The sequence below is a fragment of the Lactobacillus corticis genome, from assembly GCF_018327645.1.
In the GTDB taxonomy this organism is placed as follows: domain Bacteria; phylum Bacillota; class Bacilli; order Lactobacillales; family Lactobacillaceae; genus Lactobacillus; species Lactobacillus corticis.
Map to the genome: position 1 here is coordinate 1 of NZ_BMAY01000001.1, position 22,514 is coordinate 22,514.

Sequence of the window (22,514 nt, forward strand, 5' to 3'; positions counted from 1 at the left end):
AGTCCATTTGTGACCTCCAATAGATGTTTTTGTGGTCATTAACATTCTATCAAACAGGTCCAAATGGACTTTTTTATTTTTCTAAAGTGTTCAATTTGATTTTACAATCGGCGCAAATTTTTCTTTATTTCTATAAAAAGATCTTCCTGATTATAAATGCGCTTCTCTAATCCATCTTTACTCTTAGGCTTAGGCTTAGGCTTAGGCTTAGCATTAGACTTAAGCTTTGCGGGATTACGATATCTATTACGTACATATAAATCATATAGAGCCTGGAGTGCCTTAGCTTTTTCTCGATTTTTATGATTTCTAATTACTTTTTTTAATAACTTAAGGTCATCACCATGGTCATTATATTTTTCAACCATATATTCTGAAATTGATTTGCCACCAGGGACTATCTCGTCTAACACGATTGCACTATATAATCGCATTATTTCTTCTACAACCCTGCCTTGGCGAACTGACAAATTTAGATTATCAATCTTCTTATCAAAATCAGGGTCAGAAAAACGTATCTTTTGATCCTTGTCTGACAAATTTAGTAACTTACTTAAATTTGTCATGCGCCCCATGATAGCGTTTACAATTTGAGTAGACAGGTCTTTATTGGTCTTTTTTAACTCCTTATCCCCGTCTACTGATAGCAACTTAATAATTTCTTTTATCTTGTCAGCTTTTAGTGTAGCTTTATCTTTGATCACATCTTCAATTTCTTTTGAATGGTTAAGATTTATTTGAACACCATTATCAAAAATAAATTCTAACTGCGAAGAAATTTCTCTTAAAGTTTTTTCTACTTCGATCTTTCCACTCGAAAAGTTTTTAGCTGCGCCCTCGTGTAAGAAGTTTCCTCGGTATTTTACCATGTGATGAACTGCTAAATATATTTCTCTAAGATCGTGTTTTTGATTATCTGTCATCAATGCTTTGCGTAAATGATAGATAGTTGGATAGTTAGTATAAAAAGCATTTTCTTCTTCTTTGGTTGGAAATATAATATGCGAATATTTCTTACGGCTGTCTTTTGGAGAAAGATCTGATTCCTTCAGACAAGCAAAAAATGTAGGATCTATTTTTGATATTTCAGGATCAAAAATTTCCTCTAATAAACCTAGTCTCCATTTTCTTCTCTTGAGACGTCGCCTTTTCGTACGTAAATTGCGACGTTCAGCTGCAGTTTTGCCCTCATCAAATAAATATGCTCCAATAGCTGTCTTACCTTTAATCCTTAAAATACTATTGTCTTTGTCAGTAACAACCCACCCACAAGAGTTGGTACCAATGTCCAGTCCCACTATATATTCCACCATATTCTTGATTGCCCTCCTATAAAATGAATGTATATAATAATAGCGGTTTCATTGCTATACTACCGTAGGATTTATCCTTTTAAATCATAAAAGGTTGCTGTTTCAACTTTTGAGGATTAACAAGTCTCTAAAACCAAGGAACAGAGCCAACGGACTTACGTTTAGTTTCAACTTTTGAGGATTAACAAGTCTCTAAAACCGCCTAAATGATGCAACGTATGCACTAAAAGTTTCAACTTTTGAGGATTAACAAGTCTCTAAAACTATATATTTAGGCAACCCGTATATTTCTGTGTTTCAACTTTTGAGGATTAACAAGTCTCTAAAACCGACTATCTATAATGAATTTCTCAGTTTTAGAAACATTACAATACCTACAGATATTTTAGCATAATGTTTTTTCATTCACTGTCACTTAAAATAATTTACAGATATTCAGATATTGCCGTTTCCTTTTTGGAAGTTAGATGTTATACTTATTTGTGTGGTTAGCTACCACACATGAGGATTTATAACCCTTGTTTCAACTTTTGAGGGTTAACAAGCTTTAAATTTAAAATCAAACAAGGCTTTATGCCAAGTTTACATATCTGTAGCCGTTATCGGCTCTTTTTTTTACCAAAAAAGTGAGCGAATTTTCACGCTCACTTTTCTTTTTTCACTAAATAAAAAGCACCTGCCTAAATGGCAGATGCTTAAAGTCGATTTTTATAAGCCTAACAAGTCTTCAATTGCTTGGTGGTAAGCCTTAGCTTCGGCTTCAGCTGTTTGGTAATCCTTGTTGATGGTACCAACATAAGCTTTAATCACTGGTTCGGTACCTGATGGCCGCAATGCCAACCAAGTTTCGTCATCCAAGAAGTACTTCAAAACGTTGGACTTAGGGAAGCCCTTAAGTTCAGTCGTCTTGCCGTCTTCAACCGCTGTTTGCAGGTCAAAGTCTTCGGTCTTCACAACCTTGTGGCCACGAATTTCAGTTAAGTGATCATTACGCAGCTTGGTCATAACTTCAGCCATGCGCTTTTGACCATCAAGACCAGGCATTTCAATCGCCTTGGTAATTTCGCAGCTCGTACCGTACTTGTCCCAGATTTCGTGCAAACCATCAAAGACACTCATGCCGCGATCAGCATAGTAGGCAGCTACTTCAAAGAACATCAAAGCACCTTGCATTGCGTCCTTGTCCCGGTTGAAGGTCTTGAACAAGTAGCCGTAGCTTTCTTCAAAGCCCATCAAGAACTTGCCAGCATGTTCAGTTTGCAAACGGTCAATTTCTTCACCGATGTACTTAAAGCCAGTCAAAACATACTTGGTTTGGATGCCAAAGCTTTGAGCAATCTTGAATGGCAAAGCACTTGAAACGATTGACGTGATGATTTCATAGTCGCTTGACAATTGACCGGAATCCTTCAGGTTGGTCAACAAGTAGTTGCTGATCAAAGTTGCGATTTGGTTACCGGTCAAAACTTGGAATTCGCCATCAGGACGACGAACGGCAGCACCCAAACGGTCAGCATCAGGGTCGGTTGCAACAATAATGTCGGCCCCTTCTTGATCAGCGATCTTCACGCCTTCATCAAACACATCCCGGTATTCTGGGTTTGGCTTAACAGTAGTTGGAAATTCTGGGTCCAAGATCGCTTGCTTAGGCACAATTGTAAAGTTCTTAAAACCGCCTTGACGAAAGGCCCGGTCGTAGATCATCTTACCAGTACCATGAACCGGCGTGTAAACGATCTTCAACTTGTCAGCGGTTCTGGCAATCAGATCATGGTTGACGTTGATAGTCTTTAATTCCTTTAAGTAGGCTTGGTCAACATCTTCCCCAACTAATTGCAAAGTGTTGTTAGCCCGCAAGTCTTCAATGGCAGCAGTTGGAATGTTCAATTGGTCATCAACTGCTAAAGCTGCTTTTTCAACAATTGCTGCAGCTTCTGGCGGCATTTGACCACCATCAGCGCCGTAAATCTTGTAACCATTGTATTGCTTGGCATTGTGGGAAGCCGTAATCATAATTCCGGCGTAAGTGCCCAGGTAACGAATGGCAAATGACAACTCTGGCGTTGGACGCAAGCTATCAAACAAGTAAACCTTGATGCCGTGACGACCCAAAATTTGGGCAGCCAACTTGGCAAAATCTTCTGAGTGGTAACGGGAGTCAAAGGAAATAACAACCCCTTGCTTTTTAGCCTTGTCGCCTTCTTGCTCCATTAATTGAGCAAGTCCTTCAGTAACCCGGCCAACAGTTACCACATTGATCCGGTTAGTCCCTGGCTCAAGCAATCCGCGCATGCCGGCAGTACCAAAAGCAATGTTGGTACCAAAGGCATCATCAACCCACTTAGGGTCCTTACCCAACTTTACTAATTGATTATGCAAATATGGTGGTAATGATTCAGCATTTACCCATTTTGTATAGTTTTCTTGTGTTTCCATTTAGTTCCTCTACTTTATATTTCTATTCTTTCCTAGACTAAAAAATGCCTAGATCCTATTCTACACTTTTTCAGCATGAATTCGTATGAAAACGCTACAATTTTTGATTTTCAAAGAACTTTCATTGAAATCAGCTAAGCTGCGTTCAAAATTTTGATCGTACGTGCTATTATTAGTTTACATATATAAGGAAGTGATAATGATGACTAAATACGTAGTAACCTTAAGCGAAGAAGATCGCAAAATGATCATGGACTGCCACTCAAAGAATCCTTCAATTATGGCAGCCATGGAAAATGCTAAGAAAGCAGAAGACTAATTATCAAATGAAGCCAAGGATTACTTCCTTGGCCTTTTTTTATGCAAAAAATAAAATGTTGCCTCGCAAAAAAGGAAGCGTTTACATATAATTTCTGGAAGAATATAATTATTGACGTGAGTAGAAGTTATTAAACAAAAAAGAGGTAACATGATGTATCAAGAATCGTTTCAAGCAGCGGCCAATGCTGCGATCAAAAAAGTGAAGCTGTTAAAAAATAATCCAGTTGGCTACCTGCTGTTGGCCCTGTTAGCTGGGATGTATATCGGCTTTGGAATTTTGTTGGCATTTACCATTGGGGCACAATTAGGAAAAAATCCTGCTGCTAACTTAATTAAAGGGCTAGTCTTTGGGGTTGCTTTGAGTTTGGTCATAATCCCTGGAGCAGAGTTGTTTACTGGCAACAATTTTGTGATGGGAGCCGGCTTGTTGGAGAAAAAAATCAAGTTGGGTCAAGCCTTGCTGCTGTGGCTAGTTTGTTGGATCGGTAATTTGCTTGGGGCCGGTTTATTAGCTTGGATGTATGTCAAGTCAGGTCTTGACCTCCCAGCCATTGCTGGAGCTTTTACTAAAGCTGCGGCAGCAAAAATGGCGGCACCGGCTGGTCAGCTTTTCCTTCGAGGAATACTCTGTAATATTTTAGTTTGTTTGGCTGTATGGTCCGGTTTTCAAAGCAAAAACGACGCAGCTAAATTAATCATGGTTTTCTGGTGTTTGTTAGCCTTCTTCTCCACCGGCTTTGAACACAGTGTCGCCAACATGACCACACTTGTAGTAGCCCTTATGGCACCGGCTGGAAGAGGGGTTTCGCTTGGCGGACTGGGTTACAACTTGCTTTGGGTAACCTTAGGCAACATGGTTGGCGGAATTTGCTTCGTCGCTTTGCCGTACTGGTTGGCAGCTAGAGACAAGCAGTAGGAAAGCAAAATATAAATACCAAGTCCTTGTTTGACTATAGCTCAAACAAGGACTTTTTTTATGCAAAAAAACAGGCCTGATCGAGGATCTGGCCTGCCCTAACTCCGCATGCGCGGAGAACACTTAGTCTTATCATAACTTTTAGGATCACCCTCCGCTATTCGGAGGAACACTAATGGTAAGTTTACTACAAAAAGCAGCATATTTCACTGATCAATTTAGTTAAGGCGTTTTTCCCAGTCAATAATGCCATTTTTGTATGCTTCCGGTCGCAGCAATTGCGACAATTTAAATTGGTCCAGCTTTTGGTTAAAAGCGGCAAATCCCCGATCAAAGGCCGCCAAGATTAGTTGTTCGCTAGCCTGAACGTGTGCTGGGTCATCGGGGAAAACGCTATTGGCTAAATGACTCAATTCCGGAACCGTGGCCGGGTCAAGTGCTTCAACGACATCTTTTAAGCTAATGGCAGTAATTGGTCTAGCTAATTGATAGCCGCCATTTTTGCTGACATCAGAAGTAATGATGCCAGCATTTTTCATGGTCATTAAGAGCTTTTTCAAAAATGAGTCGGAAACGCCCAAAACACCGCTGAGCACCCGACTTTTTACCGGTCGGTGGTCTTTTTCCAAGGCCAAAATCAAGAGCACATAAATGCCCTGTTCAATACTTTTATTCAGCTTCATTTATCCAATAATTTCGTTAGTAATTCATCAGCCACGCTATCAGCAGTTACCGGACGGAATTTCTTTGAAAAGATCCCGAAGAACTTCAAGAGCGGTACCAGTTTGGTCATCGAATCATTACGCCCTGATCCATAAACCAACGTCGGATTTACCACTGCCGTTTTGATTCCGCTGGCTTCAAGTCTAGCGGCAATCTTAGCTTTGCCAGTTACAAAAGCCTTGTCGCCCAGAATTCCACCGATAAAGCCCATGGCCTTAACTTGATATTTTTGAGCTAATTTTAGCATAACTTCAGCTGGAAGGTCGTTTATTTGGTGAAAAGCTTGTGGATCTTTTTCAGGCCGACCAACAAAATCAATTATATAGTCGACCTGCTCAGGCAAAACCTGTTCAACTGCTGCATAGTCCGTCACATCAGCTTTTAAATTAATAATCCGGTCATTGATAAGTTGGTTTTTACCTGAACGCGAAACAACATAAAGTTCAATTGTTGGGTCTTGTTTGAGCCAATGGTCTGATACAACGCGTCCTAGATAACCGTTGCCCCCTAAGAGTACTGCTTTTGTCAATTTGCTTACCTGCTTTCTAATTCGTTTTAGGATATTTTATATCCTAGGATAATTTTTGTCAAAGAATAAAGCCTTAGGATTCATAAGCCCACGAAAATAAAACATTTTTTGCAAGTAAGTACTTGCATGCTTTTAAAATTGGTGCTAGTATTTGATCCCGAACAGCAAAAGGAGGCAATTATGAAATTAAAAAAGTATTTCACCAGTCGTGGGCCAATAATTGGAACTCTGTTGGCAATTATTTTTGGTATCCTCGTATTTCTAATTTATTTTGAAGGCTACAGTGGGATGCCCACCAAAATCGATCGACTGCCGGTAACCATTGTCAATGAAGATAAACAGGCAAAGAGCCTAAATAAGCAGCTGAAGACGGCTTTAAAGAAGGAATTCAAGCACGTCAAAACCACAACCAACCTAGCTAGTGCCAAAAGTGAACTCAATGGTCGGCAGACTTATTTGATCATTGACATCCCCAAAAATTTCACTAAAAAAGTCAGTCAAAACAAATCTACTGAATTGAATTTTTACATTAACAATTCCAACCAAAGCTCGGTTGTCTCGGGCATGAAACAGGTTGCGCTCACCATCGGCAATTCTGTATCGCAAAAGATTATCATCAAAAAAGGTCAGGCAATTTTGGCAACTTCAGCAAGCCAAAAACTAAAGAAGCAGTTGGCTAGTGCCAAAGCTAAGCTTGCCAAAGAAGTTGCCACCCTCGCCCAAACTTCGCCAACTGCCGCCAAAGCAGCCAAAGAAAGCGGCAGCAAAAAAATAGCCGCAGCTAAACAAAGTGGCGAAAAACAAATAAAGCAGCAAGTTGCCAAAGCCTACCAGAACATGGACGAGAGCGTCAAAGTAAAAATCCACAACGTCAATCATGTTCACCAAGGCATTAATTATGCAATGGCACCATTTTTTGCCAATTTAGCCTTATACCTAGGTACAGTTTTAGGCGCCATGGTAATGTACGGCACTTTTGCTAAATTTGCCAAGGAAGACGGCCGGATGATGGCATTTGGCAGCATGCAGTTGGTTTTTGTCTGCGTCTCAATCATCGCCAGCCTTATCGATGCTTGGGCAGTTAAAGCCCTTGTCGGCGTTGATTTGAACTTTAGCAAATTATGGTTGAATTTCGCCATGGTTCTCTTCAGCGGCTACGAGTTGAACTCGCTAGTCATGTACCTGATCGGGCAAATCGGTACCAGTCTCAACATTTTCCTGACAATGGTGCAGGTGGTTTCGGGCGCCGGGATGCTGCCGGTTATCACCATGAATTCATTTTTCCAAACTATTCACTATATCTCTCCCCTATATTACGCAACCCAGATCAACTTCAACTTAATGTACGGCGGCAGCGGCACCAATGCCCTCTTCCTGCAATATGCCGGTTTAATTCTGGCACTTATTGTTATAAACTCTTTAATAGTAAGCTTACAAAAGCACCAACGTTTGTTAGATCTAAGCAAGCTCAGTTAAGGAGTGAGGGCATATCGTCAAGACTGCAACTAATAAAAAAATACTCAATGCTTTTGAGCAGATTATCATTATTGATGGCTATGCCGGGGCAACCACCAAACGGATTGCCCAAGCAGCCGGAATCAACGAAAGTACCCTATTTCGTCACTATCCATCTAAGTCAGCCTTGCTGGATGCTTTATTGAAAAGCAATCAAGCTGATATTGAAAAAGCCGTCGCTGACTTCACCCCCAGCGGAAAACCAGTGGACGATTTGCTAACGGCCGCAAGGCAATATTTTGCATATGTTGAAAATCATAAAGCGGTCTTTTTACTAGGACTCCGCGATCCTGCTGCCTATCGAGCAGCACAAGAGGAGTATGCTCCCGCAGCAGAATTATTCAATCAATTATTGTATAAAAAGGTGCTCCAGGAGTATGCGATCAGGGATGAAACCAAAGTAAAGCTTAAGCTGCAGAATTTCTTCACTGTGTTGTATGGACGCGAAGCACTGAAGTTCAATTTTCCCCAATCGACCGACTTAAGCAAAAGCGATACCCAATTTATCAACGAAAATATGCGGCTATTAGCTGAAGAAGTTTTTGCAGATATGAATGGGTAAAAAATTGTTTTAGCAGAAATTGACCCATTAACAATTTTTGACTATTAAATAAACAGAAAATCCTACTATTTCCTGGTTTTAATACCAAGATTTAGTAGGATTTTTGTTTTGCGCCAAAGTCAGCTTTTCTATCAGGCCCCTTTGCCAATGAATGCTGCAATTACAAACATGAGCTCCCCTCCACTCACGTGGAGAACATTTGTCGCACCCTGCAGGAGGTACGTGGATTGAAAGAATCACCTCCGCTCACGCGGAGAACACAAGTCCCAAATATGACGGCGCGTGGTGGCTGAAGGATCACCTCCGCTTGCGCGGAGAACACCGCGCGGCCGCCCGGAGGCGTTTTCTATACGCGGGATCACCTCCGCATACGCGGAGAACACCAGCTCACGGTGCCAAAAAACGCTCGAAGCAAAGGATCACCTCCGCTTACGCGGAGAACACTTCAACTCCTTCAGCGACTTTAAGTCGTCCCAGGGATCACCTCCGCATACGCGGAGAACACCTTTTAGTAAGTAGTCACGGCCGCTTTTGTCGGGGATCACCTCCGCATACGCGGAGAACACTTTTCGGGTATATCAACCAAAGAATTACCGGTAGGATCACCTCCGCTTACGCGGAGAACACTCTTAGTTGAGTCAAGCACTAAGTCACGCGTAAGGATCACTTCCGCTTACGCGGAGAACACTTAATTGGTAAAACATTAACCATTTTGTGACTGGGATCACCTCCGCATACGCGGAGAACACTTTTGCATACTAATCACGTCAATTTTTTTCTGGGATCACCTCCGCATACGCGGAGAACACTTTTGCATACTAATCACGTCAATTTTTTTTCTGGGATCACCTCCGCATACGCGGAGAACACTTATCCACTTTGAGCTTGGAAGCATCTGGACTAGGATCACCTCCGCTCACGCGGAGAACACTCAAATATTGTTTGCAAAACGTTGGCTGGTCAAGGATCACCTCCGCATACGCGGAGAACACAGCTTCCGTTGAGGGTCACGATGATTTGACTGGGGATCACCTCCGCATACGCGGAGAACACCTGGCAACGCTGCCAAGACCTTGCTTAAGATCGGGATCACCTCCGCATACGCGGAGAACACCGATTTGACTACATGACTACACCTTTTCCAACAGGATCACCTCCGCATACGCGGAGAACACATAGTGCACGATTAGCTCGAAAGCTATGCTTAGGGATCACCTCCGCATACGCGGAGAACACACTAAAAGATCCCTTTATAATCAAGCTTCCTCAGGACGCCAAAGCAATAATTCCATTACTTTTGATTTTACGCTAGATTTTAAACCTTTACTAGTCGAATATTCCACAAAAAACACTATATTCGAAGATACCCCATATCTATCATTTTTTCAGCTAGTGCCATTGTTGCCCGGGCATCAGACAATGCATTATGGGGTTGTTGGTTTTCAATTCCATAATTCTGAAGAACTGTTTCTAAATGATAATTAGCTAAAAATATATCTTTCTTTTTTATTATTGGTAGCAAATCAATAAATCTATTTTTTAGCGCATCCCTGCCTGTTTTATGAAATGCATCATCTAAAAAATTACTGTCAAAAGCAATATTATAACCAACCAACGGTTCCTCACCAACAAAAGTTGCAAACTCTTCCAAAACGGTGTCCAGGTTTTCACCTTTCTCTTGCAGCACCGAATTGCTTATGCCTGTTAATTTCACAATCTTGTCTGGAATACTTGTCTGAATTTTGATCAACTTATAGAATGTATCCCGTTTTTCAGATTTAACCGCACCAATTGAAATAATATCTGAATTAGCAGGATATAGCCCTGTCGTTTCTAGATCAATTGAAACAAAGTTTGCTCTTTTTTTGCCCGTTACAGCTAAATGGGTGAATTTCCTAGCTTTTTGTCTTTTGGCTGCCAAACTAAAACCATAAGGAACTGCCAAATTCTCACTTTGAATTGACATCATCAAAGGAATTCCGTCAAAATCCACAACTTTATGATCTTTTCTAGTAGTTTTGAAATCATACCCTATTTCATTCCTGGCATTCCAGACTATTGTCGCTTCGCCATTTCCAATATTTTCTAGAATTCTTGACCACAAAAGTTCTCTGATTTTAACATTCACATTGCCAACGTAAACACCGGTTTGAATCTCTTGGCACCATTTAGTTAAATCTCCTCGCAAAGATGTAGGCACTTTGCTTAAAGTAATTACTATCATGATCCTTTATCCCCTGTCATGATACTGTACTCCAAATTTTTGCAGCCCAACCTTGTCGTCCCACAAGCTTAGTACTTCTGCTTCGGTATCATCGTCTATTTCCAGGAGATATTTTAGATCACTAACCATTTGCGGTAATATTTTTCTTTCAGCAAACAAGTCTCTCATAGCTTTTCTGACATGACGAGAAATATCTTGATTTCCATATTTTGCTGTTTGCTCAAAAGCAACTGGCACTGAATACTTTGTTTTATATAAATCAGCAAAATCATAGACAAAAGCCAAGTCATGCCCAGTATGAACAAAACCTAATCCAGGTGAGGCTCCTAAAGCCACAATTACACTATAGGCTAAACCATAGAGTGCTTGATGAGCGGAAGTCAGTGCTTTATTAATCGGAGTTCCACTTTCAAAATCATCTACTTTATATTCGCGTTTCGTCCATGCTACTCCGGTTCGCTTAGCTTCTTCCAAATAGATACGACGAACCCGAGCACCTTCTTTGCCTCTTAATTGCTGCATGGTAAGTTTGGAAACATCTTGGTCAGGAAAACGCAATAGATACATTTTTCTAGCGACGCGCAAGCGGCTTCGAGTGTTGGATACCAGTCGAGCTTGAGATTCTAAAAATCGAGATGAATGATTTAGCGATCTGCCATGGGCATACATGCGAACCCCTTGCTCACCTACCCACAGCACTGCCATTCCTGATTCTCCCATTAGTTCCATTGCGCGATGAGTTACATCAACTCCAGGGCCTAATAAAATAACGCTGATTAAGGCAGAAGGGACGTTAACCGTCCCTTCTGCTTCAACTATTCTTATGGCGCTATCTTGCCGGTCTATTTTTGCATGCTCCACATAAAGAAATGTGATGCGATCACTAGTTCTTACTAGCTCATTTATTTCCGGCTTTTTTGCACCAGATATTTTAGCCATAATTAGCCTCTATAAGGAATGACTGTTAATAATCCCATACCATAGCTTTTTTCTCGACCAATTCCATTGATCAAAGCTGCTTTGAATTTATTAAGATCAGTAATTTCTAGCATCCCTTCAAAGGAAACGCAGCTCAGTTTAACGGGCCTACTATTATGGTGTCTAAGCATGACCTTTTGCCGGTTTACAACATTAAATTCGTGCAGCTTAAAACCGTTTAATTCAGACCTGTCAGACAACCATTCCATTTGTTGGGCAACCGTTACATGAGGATAGGTTTTGCTGCGGCCACCATCTGCTGGGGCTACCCGATGGACAGGATTACCGGTAAATCTAAATTGGTAAGGCATTCCTGTAGTTAAATTATCCAAAAATTTACTGTAGTCTTTGGTCATCGCAGTGCCTGGAACACCGTATTTTTCCATTTGTCTCAAATCAGGTTTATTTTCGCTAAGCACTAGAAGATAACGTTCACCTGACAAGTAATCAATTCGCCATAAGTGCCGCAATCTTTTCTGCTGTTCAATTTCCTCTGGAAAACAATGTTCGACCCAGTTATGATAAGCGCCCGCATGATTTAAATCCTTTAGCAAGCGGCGATTTTGGTCATTGATTTTTACTCTCGATAAATACATTGTGCCACCTACCTTATAATGCAGACATAATATCATGATTTGAACTATTCTGTGGAACTGGCAAGCTAACGACAGTTTTGGCGATTGCTCGGTATCCATGCTGCCGATTCCGTTGATCGAAACTAATTGCCGCATCTTTCATAAATTCAGGTTTTACCCCTGGTAAAAGACTGGCATCGGCAATGATCCTTGCTCGATAGGTGTCAGAAGTTTGTTTCTTAATATACCAGTTCGCAGCTTGCCATGGACTATCTTTCAAAACGGTCAGCGGATCCAAATTATCATAGGCTTTAATTCGTAACACACCAGCTGGCGGATCAGAGCGTCTGCCTAAAAATAAAGCATATGCTGGATGCAGCAAAGCAAAATTAATGTTATCAATTAATTCTGAATCTTCGCTTCCCAAAGCTACAAGATAAACGGCATCTTGCACATAATCTCGATAAGACAGTTTTTTCGTACCCTTTGATTGATCGTATTCAACGATCTGAAAGTCGGTCATTGTTGATCCCAATTGGTCAACTCGAACAGCAAATTTTAACTGGTTCAGTGCTTCGATTCGCTTATCATCACGATCATATCCCAAAGCAGCTGCTACCATGCCAATAACGCTGCTTTTAGAAGGGTAAGGCCAGCTGGTTCTGCGATTAAAACTAGCTTCATTCCCAAATGACTGCAAAGGTGCAGTCAATTTAATCGTGATCGTTTTCATTGTTTAAGGTCTCCTCTACGGCACCGGCAGTTTGGTTGATCAAATCTGTCAGGTTTTCTGCAAGATCGCTCATCTTACTATCCTTAGTGGTTAAAACTACTGTCTTGACTGGCTGATCAACAAATTTCATTGTTTCGTTGTATTCGTTCTCTAATTTTTCAATCGATTCAGCAACATAACCATTCTTTCCCTTTACCGGATCTTCGAATGCAGATACTAAGTTTACAGGCGTATCAGTTCTGATCGTTGCCATCACATATTGTGGAACTGTCTTGTTTGCAAAAGTGTTTTGCTTACCATCAGGCATGCTCAGTACGAATTCTTTGATAAACAGCTTCAAGCCTTCGATAGTTAAATCCTTACCCACGTTCTTTTGCAAATCGTGCAGATTAATGTTTGCATACCGATAGAGAGTCGATGAATTATATTCGATTGTCCCAATCATTGCTGAGCCAGCTTCATCATCATTTTGGCAATCATCAAGTCCAGTAAAGTAGTCATATTCAGGAGTGATGGCATTAGTAGAAATTGCGTGCGCTACTTGAGCTGAAGCATCAACATTGAGGCTTGGGTCATCGGCAACCATCCGACCAAACAAAGCTAAATCTAATGATTGATCGCTATTTAATACGGCTTTCAATCTATTCTTTACTTCCTTGGCTTTCTTTTTATCATCTTTTTCAGCTAAGTCTTCTTCATGTTCCAAAGCGTATTGAGCCAGTTTAACTAATTGCCCCTTGCTTACAAAAAGCAAAGCTTTAGTCTCATTAGTCTTACTGTCTAACTTAATTCCAGCGGTGGTAAATATCTCAATTGACTTTTCCAAAGCAGCATCATCAGCTAAACTTGAATCTGCTTTTTGGATTTCTTTAGCTAAAAGTTCAACTGCTCTTTTTGTTCTATATGCGTCCAGCCAGTCAGCACCATCACTTTCATGCTTAAAACCTTGACGAATTGCACGTTTCCAGCTTTGAGATGAAACTCGTGAGCGAACTTTGCCACCATAAATAGCTGTTTTTGGTGAACCAGCGTCATCACGGTTAATGTTAGATGATGGGACAGTTTGTAGTACGTGTAAATCTAAGTAAACATTCTTCATTGTTCAATTCCTCCATTACTTGTTAGTTTCTTCTTTGGTTTCAACTTTCATTGAAAAGTATTGTTCGCCCCACTTTAGGCAAACTTGCCGGCTGGCAGCAGGACTAGTTTGATAATAGACGATATCTCTAGCAAAACGAGCAAAATTTATCGGTGGCAGACCAGCTGCTTTTCGATTGCTTTTAAGGATGCTAATTAAATGAATAACATCATTAATCACGCTATTAACTTGCATCTTTGACAATGTAGCCTGGACCCGCCGATCCAAGGCAACGCGTAATTTTTCATCTTTCCGCAGCTGACCAAGTGCTTGAAAAATTTCAAGACTGTCATCGCCAGTAGAAAAAACAAAATTATCAATTCCTTGCTGATAAATTGCATATCCTCTTAGGGCAGCAAAAACTGCAATTTCGCTATAAGTCGGCTTACCATTACTACTAAGTTGATCTGCATCCAATTCATCAAATAACAGCGGCCAGACAGTACTCATCTTATGATCATCAATTGAGCTAGCGTAGCGCAATGCTGCTAGCGATGCCTTATCACGATTACCGTCATTATTTAGCTTGTTAATAATTCTTGAGGTTACGCTCCCAATATTTGAACTCATAAAATCAACTCCTCCCTTAATTTGTTTTATACAGCTTGTTTAAGCCAATTCTGAAGCTTCTCTGAACAGTAAAAATATTTTGAATCTGATCATCGCCGGCCTTACCTTTGATGTCACTTGGTGTGGCAGTTGCCATCAAATCATCCCCAGCCTGCAAAACGATCTGCTTTAATTCATCCTTCCACTTTTTAATTTCAGGATCACGTTCTTCATCATTAGTCAGGCCTGACAACCAAGCTTCAAAAGGTTCATTCAGCCTTTCATACAAAGTCCCTGCCCAGTGGCTGGCGAATTCGGATGATGTATCAATTCCTCGAAGTTCAGCAATTCGACGAGCAAATCCCCAATAAATTGAGCCTGCTTTTTGAGTAAATTCAACAACATCCTCAATTCTTCCTGGCCAATAAGAAGCAGCTTCTGGGTCCTCATCAAAGATAACCCCTGCTCTGATTTCCATGTTGTCATAGAATTCGGCTGCCGGGCTTTGAGAAGTGGCGTTACCATCGCTAATCAGGCCAGCCGCCGTCAAATGAACCATATAGTCAAGCGGCAGCACTCCATGCGCCTTCAACTTGCGGAGCCAGGTAACAATACCAGGTTCATATTCCGCCCCATCACTGTTGACTTTGACGTAAGAACCAAAATTACGCCACATTGCTTTAGGATCTGCTTTTATCCAGCGCATTGCCGGTCTGATTTCTGGCTTTTTCTTGGTTCCAGCTATTTTCCAGGTAGTCATCGGTTCAATAAACGCTTCAATATTTTCCACCTTAGTCAGTCCTGCAGTGAAAATTACTGGCTTGCCATCCTGCCATTTAATGTGTAAAACCCGTGCCCAAAGCGTGTATAGCTCGGCTAGATTATCTGGCTGGACAGCTTTCATTCGCTTAACAATATATTCCTTTATATTGTCATACTCCCAAAATGGGTGCTGAACCCGGTATTCATCTTCACTGTTTGGCGTAAGCAAAGAAAGATTTAGCAATAGCGTTTCAAATAAATTTTTGCCTTCTGCGAAAACGGTATTCAGTCGGTATAACCAGCCTGGTTCAATAGAAAATTTACCTTTGGCATTTACTTTGGTCTTATCAGAAGTACCGGCGTAATTCTGGTAAGTAATGATCCATCTAGCCAACTCATCTAAACTAATATCATCTTTATATTCACCTGCTTTGGGTGAAAAGACGTCTGGTGTATGGGCACTTTCGGAAATCCTCCGATTTATTTGCCGAATTCCCACTGTTCCCTTGCCACTAGCTACACTATTTTTGGCTGGCACCAGACTGTCATAAATTGTTTCAGATACTTGCCAAAATGGTTCTTCCTGACTCAACAGGTCAAATTTATTTTCGTATTTGCTTAAATAATCAAACAAAATTGGCGAAAATCCATTTTGTTTTTTCAAATTTTTCCAGGTATTAAGTAGGTTGTTTTCATCATACTCATCCTGATCAACATCTTGGACCCGCATTTGATTATCAAGTTCAAGCCAGTCATAAGCTTCTCCACTAGCATCATAGCGAGAATAAACCGTAAGAAGCAGACTCAGCAAAAAGCGTAACACTGCTACATCTTGCGCTTTCATTTCTCCAGCAAGTTGAAGATATTCACTGGAATTTTCAAAAAGCTCTTTTAATGAAACTTTTTGAGTTTGATATTCCCGATTCAGGACTTGAATCCAAGGTTGAGTCACTAGATTGAAAGTTTCATCCATCTTCTTCCTCCTTTTCATAACTTAAACCCAATTTACTTGAGTAATTAATTTGCCACTTATCATTGAAGCAAGTTGCATTATTTTTATCTAACAGCAAGACTAAGCTTTGTCTTAGCCAGACACTGTTCTGCCATTCTGGGAATTCTCGATAGGTCAATTCCTCTAATTTGGGGATTACTTCCCTTAATGGTTCAGAAATTGCAACGGGCAGTCTGACCACCTGCTGTGAAATTTCTTTGTTAATTTTTTCGTTGGCAAAGTCTTTTATCGGCTGACCGTTTAGCATAAGATAGCCATCATCTGCTTTTTTAAGCAAAATAACCTCAACTGTTGGCGTAATATCGCGAACAGCAGCTTCTCCCATCTGGTCATCCTTGTCTACGCCAATTTTAGAATCCTTTAACCATCCATGAAGATCGCGCTTTGGTTTAGGCGGCTTTATCTGGAAAGTTTTGGCCTTGCGTTTTTCGACAGCTTGATGATCCTCAAATTCTTCCTTTGCAGTTGTGAGGTCTGCAAATTCAGCATCGGTCTTTGAACTATACACTTGCTGAACTAAATTTGAGATGTCAGTTGGCAAAGTAATAGTGTCAGGCAGAAAATGATCGGTTTTTTGTAAAAGATACTTACTGTAAATCAGTTCATTTGCCCTGCCATATCCATCAGGTTCAATTCCAGTGACAAACAGCTGAGCATTTTCTAAATCAAGCGGACGGTTTATTTTATGACGATGCAGCCTTCCAACCCGCTGCAACAGCAAATCCATTGGTGCAATATCGGTTATTAGAACATCAAAATCGATATCGAGGGACTGTTCCAAAACCTGGGTTCCAACCACGATGAGTTTATCCGGACGACGGCCTTTTTTACCAATTTTCTTGATCAGCTCTTGTTCTTTCTTAGTTCGATCTGTTGCCAGAAAACTGGAATGAAGAATCATGGTCGGGATATCATCGGGAATTTCTGCTGCAATCTTTTGCGCTCGCTTGACTGTGTTAACAATGATGCCGGCACAGCCGCCATGGCGGATCAAATTTACTGCTTTTTTAGCAATAGCTGCTTCATCACCGGCTAACCTGGTAACCGCAACTTTGGTCGTTTTATCAGGAACTGAAAAATCATCTACCTGTATTACTTTTTGTCCATCCAATAAGGTTAACAACGGATAACCTTGATTACTGCTCCAATCTGGATTTTCAGCTTGCAAATCGACTTTGCCATACTTACCACGTGCATAGGCTTCAAGCAACTGCTTACGTTCTTCAGTCGGCAACGTTGCAGATAAAGCAATTACTGGTACATGATAGGCACCAAGCCACTCAAGTGCTTTTTTCAAATAGCTTTGCATGTAAACGTCGTAGGCATGCACCTCGTCAATTACCACAATCTTGCCACTGAATCCGAGATGTTTCAGCACCAAATGCTTTTGCTTCAAACTCATTTGCAACAGGCCATCGATAGTACCTATTGAAAAATCTGCGAGAATCGATTTTTTCCCTGAAAACCAGCCATTTACAGTAACGGATCCACCTTCAGTAATATTTTGAGCCTTAGGCAACTTGGTGTAATTTTCATTAAATTGAGCTTTTCCATGCATCAATTTAATATTGGTCTTCAAGCCCTCTTCTTGAGAAATTGTTTGCAGCCACTCCGTTACCCGGTCAAACATTGCATTCGTGGTTGCCTGAGTTGGCAAGCCAACATACATGCCAGTGCGGCCAGTCTTAAAAGCTAATTGTTGAACAGCTGTTAGCGCTATTTCAGTTTTGCCGATACCCATTGGTGCTTCCACAATAGAAATACCTGGATTAACCATATGACCGATTGCTGAGGACATCTTTTCTTGCGTTGGTCGCGGATCGAAATCCCACATTTGTCGATAATAATCAGCTATATCTGTTATTTTTTCTGGGACCCATTGATCATTTTCAACCCAAGTACTAATAGCAGTACGAAAACGCTGAGTAGTATCGATGTCGTCAACGCCCTTATCAAGAGGAATAAGGGTAAACATTGGCTTGGATCCATCATCATTTAGATAAGTACATGAAGCCAACCAGTCGGCCATAATCAGCAGCCCCTCTAGCAAAACCGCTTGTGGCTGCGTAATTTCAGGTACCTCTTTGACATCGGAATAGCCAGAGCAGCTGAGGATAAAATCACGCAGTTCATCTTGAACTGTTTCCCACGGCTTTTGAATCTCAGCATTTCTGTCAGCTTGCTGATAATTAGCACGATACTCTATAAATTGTTGAATTGGCGGTAGATCACAAGGCTTTCCATGATGTCCTCCAACAAGCGAGGCAACCGAATCATTTAGCCCCCATCGTCTCATTAAAACTTCACCCGCAATTGAATGAGGTGATTTTCCGGGATTAGCCAAAGCTCCTTTGCTGAGCTCAGCAAACCCTTCACGATTGAGGCGTTCAATTAATTCATTGTCCAAACCTTCATTATGATCATACGAACTTTTGGTTTGAAACGCCGGCGTTGCCTTTCCTATATCATGAGCCATGCCTAAGAAACGGATCAGCTTTTGAATTTCGTCCTCTGGCAGGCTGCCTTGGATTATGCTTTTTTGGCCTTCATTCAGCCAATGGTTATAGAGCCAGCAGATAGTATTTCCCGTATCGACCAGGTGGATAACCAATGGCAGCCAAGACTCTTTCCCACTATTGTCTTTTTTACCCCACAACGATTTAGCTAATGGAGATAATTCACTTGCATTCATCTTGCTCCTTTCTAAATTTCATTCATATCTTTTGTTTACAAAAATAATATTACTCGTTTTGTTATAAAAAGCAACAGTTAATTTATTATTTTTTTCAAATTAAGTGGTCCCATTAATCGTAATCAGGTAGCCATTATTTTTCCAAATTTTGGGGTTCACATCAAAGGGAGCTAGTGACTTTTTCAATCCGAGATCATGTAGCACTTAACACCGGTAGTGCAATTGGGCGAATAACCTAAGCTTCAAAATTTTTCTCACCCCTTATATAATTGTAATCGGTTTCATTATTTCCGCTTATATTCTATACTAGAAGTGCTACAAGCAATGCTAATCATTCGAAACTCTTTTGAGGAGAAACACCATGAAAAAGCGAGATCTCAGCGATTTAAAACTTTTCTTTGCCCTATTGGGTTGGCTGATATTACCGACAATTTATACGACTGTTCGTACAGCCGTAGCCGGAAAAACGGGTGGGAACTTAGATATTTTTGGCAGTATGGAGTGGTTTGATCTGATCGACGAAACTATTCAAGCTTTTCTCCTGACGCCGCTTTATTTTCTGCTAAAAGATGTGGGCAAGAGAAAAAAGTTTGGAAAGTACGTAGCACTTTCAGCTTTGCTGGTTTACTGTGCATTCATGGTAATTACCGCCTTTAACATCAGCAAAATTTCGACATTTATGGGCCAAGCTAATGCTGCCTCTTACCTGACTCTCGAGTGCCTTGCCATGATTTTCGGCTTCATGGTTAGTTTGGGTATTTTATGGTGCACCATTTCAGGTTGGAAAAAAGCCATTATTTTTGCAACTATTGCTAAAACCTTTGGCTATGCCGTATCTGATTTAATCTTAATCCCGAAATTTGGTGATCTGGGCTCAGCTTGGGGAGACACCTTAGTAAATGCGGTAATGGCTGCGCTCCTAATCGGATTCTTTTTCACCGCGGAAAAGTCAGCTACAAGAAGACCCGTAAATTTAAACGATTTATGCCACTTCGGCCTTACTTGGGTACGACTGGGTCTCTTTAGCGGGATCAGCGTGCTATTAGATAATTTGGTTTATGCCCTGGCCGTTGTTAGAATAATCTCGCACGTTGGCAACATGGGTGCTTATTGGACCGCCAACAATATTATTTGGGGCTTTTTGCTTCAGCCAATACTGGCAATGGGATTAGTTATTCAGAAGAAAAAACTGACTAAGGTGCCAAAAGCAGCTTGGTTAGGCGTCACTTTAACCGTTATCTGCTGGCTAATCTCTTATCCTACTTGGCAACCCTTTGCCAAATATATCTTATCTTCGCCGACTGCAAGCCAGGTACAGGAAATTCTGACTGCAATTATGCCGTTTTATTTGTGCTATGCTATTTCAGCTATGATTGATGCTGTCTTTATTGCTAATGGAAAAACTTGGAACAGTTTAATAATTAGTCTTGTCGTGAATGTAGTTTACTATGGCATTGCTTATCTAGCTTTTGTTAAAGGCATTTTCTCAGCATCCCTCGGTAACATAATTTTGATGTTCGGGCTCGGCATGACCGTTCACATGTTAGTTTCAATTGCTCTCTACCTAAGGATGCAATACGTTATTAAAAAATCGACTATTAAGGAGGTAGCTTCATGAATCAAAAATTTGTTGCAATTTACCAGAAGAGCCCCAATAATCTCAGGCTCTGTTTTACAAAAGATGGAAAATGGACTGACATCGAGCAATTAGACGATAACCAGAAATTCATTTTCAATTCGAACAATGTCGACACTGTCATTGCGACAATCAAGGAACATTTTGGAATTAATCTTGCTTCGAAGGGCAGCCACCACAAAAAGAGAGAAAATTTATCCATGGTTGCCTTTTCTGGCACTCAGCCTAGCACTCAGCCTCGAAAATTGTATTACCACAAGCAAGATACGCTTACTTATGATTCGCTGATGCTTAAACAGCAATTGTTGCAGTCCCTTTTAGGCAAAAATCAAGTTGATCAAGAATCGCTGATTTCTGCTATCAATACTATAATGTCCTGTCTCGACTCAAATCTCTTGGACCGATATAAACACGCTCAAGACAAATTAGATGGAGTAGTTTTACAAGATTATTTGCACATCCTAGAGTTAGAAAAAGTTGATGGTTTAAGCGATAACCAAAAAAACCAATTGCTTGAACTTGGAAAAGCTGCTCGTGCTGCCCGGCGAGAGGTCAAAAACACTGTCAAACTGCTTGAGATGCTCAACAGGTGCCTAACCCCACAAACGTTAAACGATTTGCAAAACACTGATTTGTTAACAGAAAATCCAGATTATGGATTCCGTAGTGATTGGATGCTGCAGAAATACACCGATATTCTGAAACACCGCTTCGATATGTTGCCTGAACTAATTAAATAGCTTTTGGCTAAAGAAAAAAACGTCGCACTTGCGACGTTTTTGTTTACTAAAATTTTCTAACTCCGTGCTGATAAACTCAGCTCACTTTTCCTTATCAAAGCTGCAAGAGATTTTTGTTAAATATAATACTCACACAAATGATGCTTTGATAAAAATAATTCATTTTAGTAGTATTTTTCATTGTACTCGCATGATATAAAAATCGTTTACATGCATTCCTCACCCTAATGCTTTTCTTCATAAAAACGCCTAAGATTAACCTAGAAATACCAAGGAGGCAGGACGATGACAGATTTACTCGCAATTGACGTCGGCGGAACCAGCATCAAGTTTGCAATCTGGAAAAAGCAAGAATTGCTTGATTTTGGTTCAGTGCAAACGCCAAGGACACTTAACGATTTTTACCAAATCCTGACTGACAAAGCAGCCAGTGCCAAAGAAAAATATCCTACAATCAAGGGCATTGCGATCTCAACGCCTGGAGCTGTAAACAAAAAGACCGGCGTAATTGAAGGAGCCAGTGCCCTGCCCTACATCCACAACTTTAAGATTCAAGATGAACTTGAACAGCGCCTGGGTCTGCCGGTTACGTTAGAAAACGACGCAAATTGTGCCGGCTTGGCAGAACTCCGCTTCGGTGCAGGCAAAGGCTGCAATAGTTTAATTTTTCTAGTAATTGGAACCGGCGTTGGGGGATGCGTGATCATCAACCAGAAGATTTGGCATGGGGCTCACCTGTTTGGCGGCGAATTCGGCTTTATGCTAACCAGCGATGGACAAACGCTCAGTCAGGCAGCTGCCACTATCAGCATGGTCAAGCAGTACAATCAGCGGACTGGGCAAGAGCTCAACGGCAAAGAAATTTTTGACCTGGCTCATCAAGGCGATCAGATTGCTAAGGAGGAACGCGACAAGATGATCCACGCCCTGGCAGTGACCATTTATAACCTGCAGCATGCTTTTGATCCTGAAAAAATCATTATCGGTGGCGGGGTTTCCGCCAATCCTGAACTGCTGGGCCTAATTAAAGCCGAAATTGAAAAAATAAGATCCAGCGTTGATATCACCACACTGGATCCGGTAGTTGACGTATGCCAATATAAAAATCAAGCTAACCTGCTTGGCGCAATCGCAGATTTTGAAGCTAGCCGCTAATAATC

Annotated in this window: 18 protein-coding genes, 1 pseudogene and 1 CRISPR repeat array; of the genes and pseudogenes, 7 read left to right on the plus strand and 12 right to left on the minus strand. The window is 40.9% G+C overall.

Annotated elements, in window-relative coordinates; genetic code table 11:
- Positions 1-101 precede the first annotated feature (101 nt).
- A complete protein-coding gene (cas9, locus tag KI210_RS00005; RefSeq protein ID WP_212779839.1) occupies positions 102-1,313 on the minus strand; it encodes a type II CRISPR RNA-guided endonuclease Cas9 in 1,212 nt (403 codons plus the stop codon).
- 708 nt (positions 1,314-2,021) lie between these two features.
- Positions 2,022-3,749: a phospho-sugar mutase gene (locus tag KI210_RS00010; protein ID WP_212779840.1), complete on the minus strand. Its 1,728-nt coding sequence runs from the start codon at positions 3,747-3,749 to the stop codon at positions 2,022-2,024.
- A 472-nt stretch (positions 3,750-4,221) separates the two neighbouring features.
- Here KI210_RS00010 and KI210_RS00015 point away from each other — a divergent pair, with 472 nt between their 5' ends.
- Positions 4,222-4,986, plus strand: a complete 765-nt coding sequence (locus KI210_RS00015) for a formate/nitrite transporter family protein (RefSeq protein ID WP_212779841.1) — start codon at positions 4,222-4,224, stop codon at positions 4,984-4,986.
- Positions 4,987-5,204: 218 nt separating this feature from the next.
- Here KI210_RS00015 and KI210_RS00020 read toward each other — a convergent pair whose 3' ends face one another.
- Positions 5,205-5,669, minus strand: a complete 465-nt coding sequence (locus tag KI210_RS00020; RefSeq protein WP_212779842.1) for an RrF2 family transcriptional regulator — start codon at positions 5,667-5,669, stop codon at positions 5,205-5,207.
- A complete protein-coding gene (locus KI210_RS00025) occupies positions 5,666-6,238 on the minus strand; it encodes an NAD-dependent epimerase/dehydratase family protein (protein WP_212779843.1) in 573 nt (190 codons plus the stop codon). Before KI210_RS00025 ends, KI210_RS00020 begins: the two co-directional genes overlap by 4 nt.
- Before the next feature lie 180 nt (positions 6,239-6,418).
- Between KI210_RS00025 and KI210_RS00030 the strand changes: the two genes are divergently transcribed.
- From KI210_RS00030 to KI210_RS00035, 3 genes and pseudogenes are all read left to right on the plus strand, one after another.
- Positions 6,419-7,714 (plus strand): YhgE/Pip domain-containing protein, encoded by a 1,296-nt coding sequence (locus KI210_RS00030; RefSeq protein ID WP_212779844.1) that lies wholly within the window; start codon positions 6,419-6,421, stop codon positions 7,712-7,714.
- Positions 7,715-7,754: 40 nt separating this feature from the next.
- Positions 7,755-7,883, plus strand: a pseudogene (locus KI210_RS09135) (TetR/AcrR family transcriptional regulator); the annotation flags it as partial.
- 12 nt (positions 7,884-7,895) lie between these two features.
- A complete protein-coding gene (locus KI210_RS00035; protein WP_246487287.1) occupies positions 7,896-8,315 on the plus strand; it encodes a hypothetical protein in 420 nt (139 codons plus the stop codon).
- Positions 8,316-8,548: 233 nt separating this feature from the next.
- A CRISPR array of direct repeats spans positions 8,549-9,551; the repeat unit is 28 nt; unit sequence GGATCACCTCCGCATACGCGGAGAACAC.
- Between the two features lie 115 nt (positions 9,552-9,666).
- Here the strand turns inward: KI210_RS00035 and cas2e are convergent.
- From cas2e to cas3, 8 genes are read right to left on the minus strand one after another with little or no spacing between them, the layout of a single operon-like run.
- Positions 9,667-10,539: a type I-E CRISPR-associated endoribonuclease Cas2e gene (gene cas2e / locus KI210_RS00040; RefSeq protein WP_212779845.1), complete on the minus strand. Its 873-nt coding sequence runs from the start codon at positions 10,537-10,539 to the stop codon at positions 9,667-9,669.
- Between the two features lie 6 nt (positions 10,540-10,545).
- Entirely contained in the window at positions 10,546-11,478 is a 933-nt protein-coding gene (cas1e, locus tag KI210_RS00045; protein WP_212779846.1) for a type I-E CRISPR-associated endonuclease Cas1e, read from the minus strand.
- A gap of 2 nt (positions 11,479-11,480) precedes the next feature.
- On the minus strand, positions 11,481-12,113 hold the full coding sequence (gene cas6e / locus KI210_RS00050) for a type I-E CRISPR-associated protein Cas6/Cse3/CasE (protein WP_212779847.1): 633 nt from the start codon (positions 12,111-12,113) through the stop codon (positions 11,481-11,483).
- 13 nt (positions 12,114-12,126) lie between these two features.
- The gene (cas5e, locus tag KI210_RS00055; RefSeq protein WP_212779848.1) at positions 12,127-12,825 is read right to left on the minus strand and encodes a type I-E CRISPR-associated protein Cas5/CasD; all 699 of its coding nucleotides are present in this window, start codon (positions 12,823-12,825) and stop codon (positions 12,127-12,129) included.
- A complete protein-coding gene (gene cas7e / locus KI210_RS00060; protein ID WP_212779849.1) occupies positions 12,806-13,924 on the minus strand; it encodes a type I-E CRISPR-associated protein Cas7/Cse4/CasC in 1,119 nt (372 codons plus the stop codon). The genes cas5e and cas7e overlap by 20 nt, the downstream gene beginning before the upstream one ends.
- A gap of 15 nt (positions 13,925-13,939) precedes the next feature.
- A complete protein-coding gene (gene casB / locus KI210_RS00065) occupies positions 13,940-14,533 on the minus strand; it encodes a type I-E CRISPR-associated protein Cse2/CasB (RefSeq protein ID WP_212779850.1) in 594 nt (197 codons plus the stop codon).
- A gap of 16 nt (positions 14,534-14,549) precedes the next feature.
- On the minus strand, positions 14,550-16,247 hold the full coding sequence (locus tag KI210_RS00070; protein WP_246487288.1) for a type I-E CRISPR-associated protein Cse1/CasA: 1,698 nt from the start codon (positions 16,245-16,247) through the stop codon (positions 14,550-14,552).
- The gene (gene cas3 / locus KI210_RS00075) at positions 16,240-18,978 is read right to left on the minus strand and encodes a CRISPR-associated helicase Cas3' (protein ID WP_212779852.1); all 2,739 of its coding nucleotides are present in this window, start codon (positions 18,976-18,978) and stop codon (positions 16,240-16,242) included. The genes KI210_RS00070 and cas3 overlap by 8 nt, the downstream gene beginning before the upstream one ends.
- Before the next feature lie 361 nt (positions 18,979-19,339).
- Here cas3 and KI210_RS00080 point away from each other — a divergent pair, with 361 nt between their 5' ends.
- The 3 genes from KI210_RS00080 (at position 19,340) to KI210_RS00090 (ending at position 22,509) form a co-directional block, all read left to right on the plus strand.
- Complete coding sequence (locus KI210_RS00080; protein ID WP_212779853.1) at positions 19,340-20,596, plus strand: hypothetical protein; 1,257 nt, start codon at positions 19,340-19,342, stop codon at positions 20,594-20,596.
- On the plus strand, positions 20,593-21,354 hold the full coding sequence (locus KI210_RS00085; RefSeq protein ID WP_212779854.1) for a hypothetical protein: 762 nt from the start codon (positions 20,593-20,595) through the stop codon (positions 21,352-21,354). The genes KI210_RS00080 and KI210_RS00085 overlap by 4 nt, the downstream gene beginning before the upstream one ends.
- Before the next feature lie 285 nt (positions 21,355-21,639).
- Positions 21,640-22,509 carry an ROK family protein gene (locus KI210_RS00090; RefSeq protein WP_212779855.1) on the plus strand — a complete coding sequence of 290 codons (870 nt, stop codon included), beginning with the start codon at positions 21,640-21,642 and terminating at the stop codon, positions 22,507-22,509.
- Positions 22,510-22,514 lie beyond the last annotated feature (5 nt).

Coding starts and splice junctions, on each gene's coding strand:
- cas2e (WP_212779845.1), bottom strand. CDS start 10,539: ATGATAGTAATTACTTTAAGCAAAGTGCCTACATCTTTGCGAGGAGAT.
- KI210_RS00090 (WP_212779855.1), top strand. CDS start 21,640: ATGACAGATTTACTCGCAATTGACGTCGGCGGAACCAGCATCAAGTTT.
- cas3 (WP_212779852.1), bottom strand. CDS start 18,978: ATGAATGCAAGTGAATTATCTCCATTAGCTAAATCGTTGTGGGGTAAA.
- KI210_RS00085 (WP_212779854.1), top strand. CDS start 20,593: ATGAATCAAAAATTTGTTGCAATTTACCAGAAGAGCCCCAATAATCTC.
- KI210_RS00080 (WP_212779853.1), top strand. CDS start 19,340: ATGAAAAAGCGAGATCTCAGCGATTTAAAACTTTTCTTTGCCCTATTG.
- KI210_RS00070 (WP_246487288.1), bottom strand. CDS start 16,247: ATGGATGAAACTTTCAATCTAGTGACTCAACCTTGGATTCAAGTCCTG.
- cas6e (WP_212779847.1), bottom strand. CDS start 12,113: ATGTATTTATCGAGAGTAAAAATCAATGACCAAAATCGCCGCTTGCTA.
- KI210_RS00020 (WP_212779842.1), bottom strand. CDS start 5,669: ATGAAGCTGAATAAAAGTATTGAACAGGGCATTTATGTGCTCTTGATT.
- KI210_RS00030 (WP_212779844.1), top strand. CDS start 6,419: ATGAAATTAAAAAAGTATTTCACCAGTCGTGGGCCAATAATTGGAACT.
- cas9 (WP_212779839.1), bottom strand. CDS start 1,313: ATGGTGGAATATATAGTGGGACTGGACATTGGTACCAACTCTTGTGGG.
- KI210_RS00010 (WP_212779840.1), bottom strand. CDS start 3,749: ATGGAAACACAAGAAAACTATACAAAATGGGTAAATGCTGAATCATTA.
- cas5e (WP_212779848.1), bottom strand. CDS start 12,825: ATGAAAACGATCACGATTAAATTGACTGCACCTTTGCAGTCATTTGGG.
- KI210_RS00015 (WP_212779841.1), top strand. CDS start 4,222: ATGTATCAAGAATCGTTTCAAGCAGCGGCCAATGCTGCGATCAAAAAA.
- cas1e (WP_212779846.1), bottom strand. CDS start 11,478: ATGGCTAAAATATCTGGTGCAAAAAAGCCGGAAATAAATGAGCTAGTA.
- casB (WP_212779850.1), bottom strand. CDS start 14,533: ATGAGTTCAAATATTGGGAGCGTAACCTCAAGAATTATTAACAAGCTA.
- cas7e (WP_212779849.1), bottom strand. CDS start 13,924: ATGAAGAATGTTTACTTAGATTTACACGTACTACAAACTGTCCCATCA.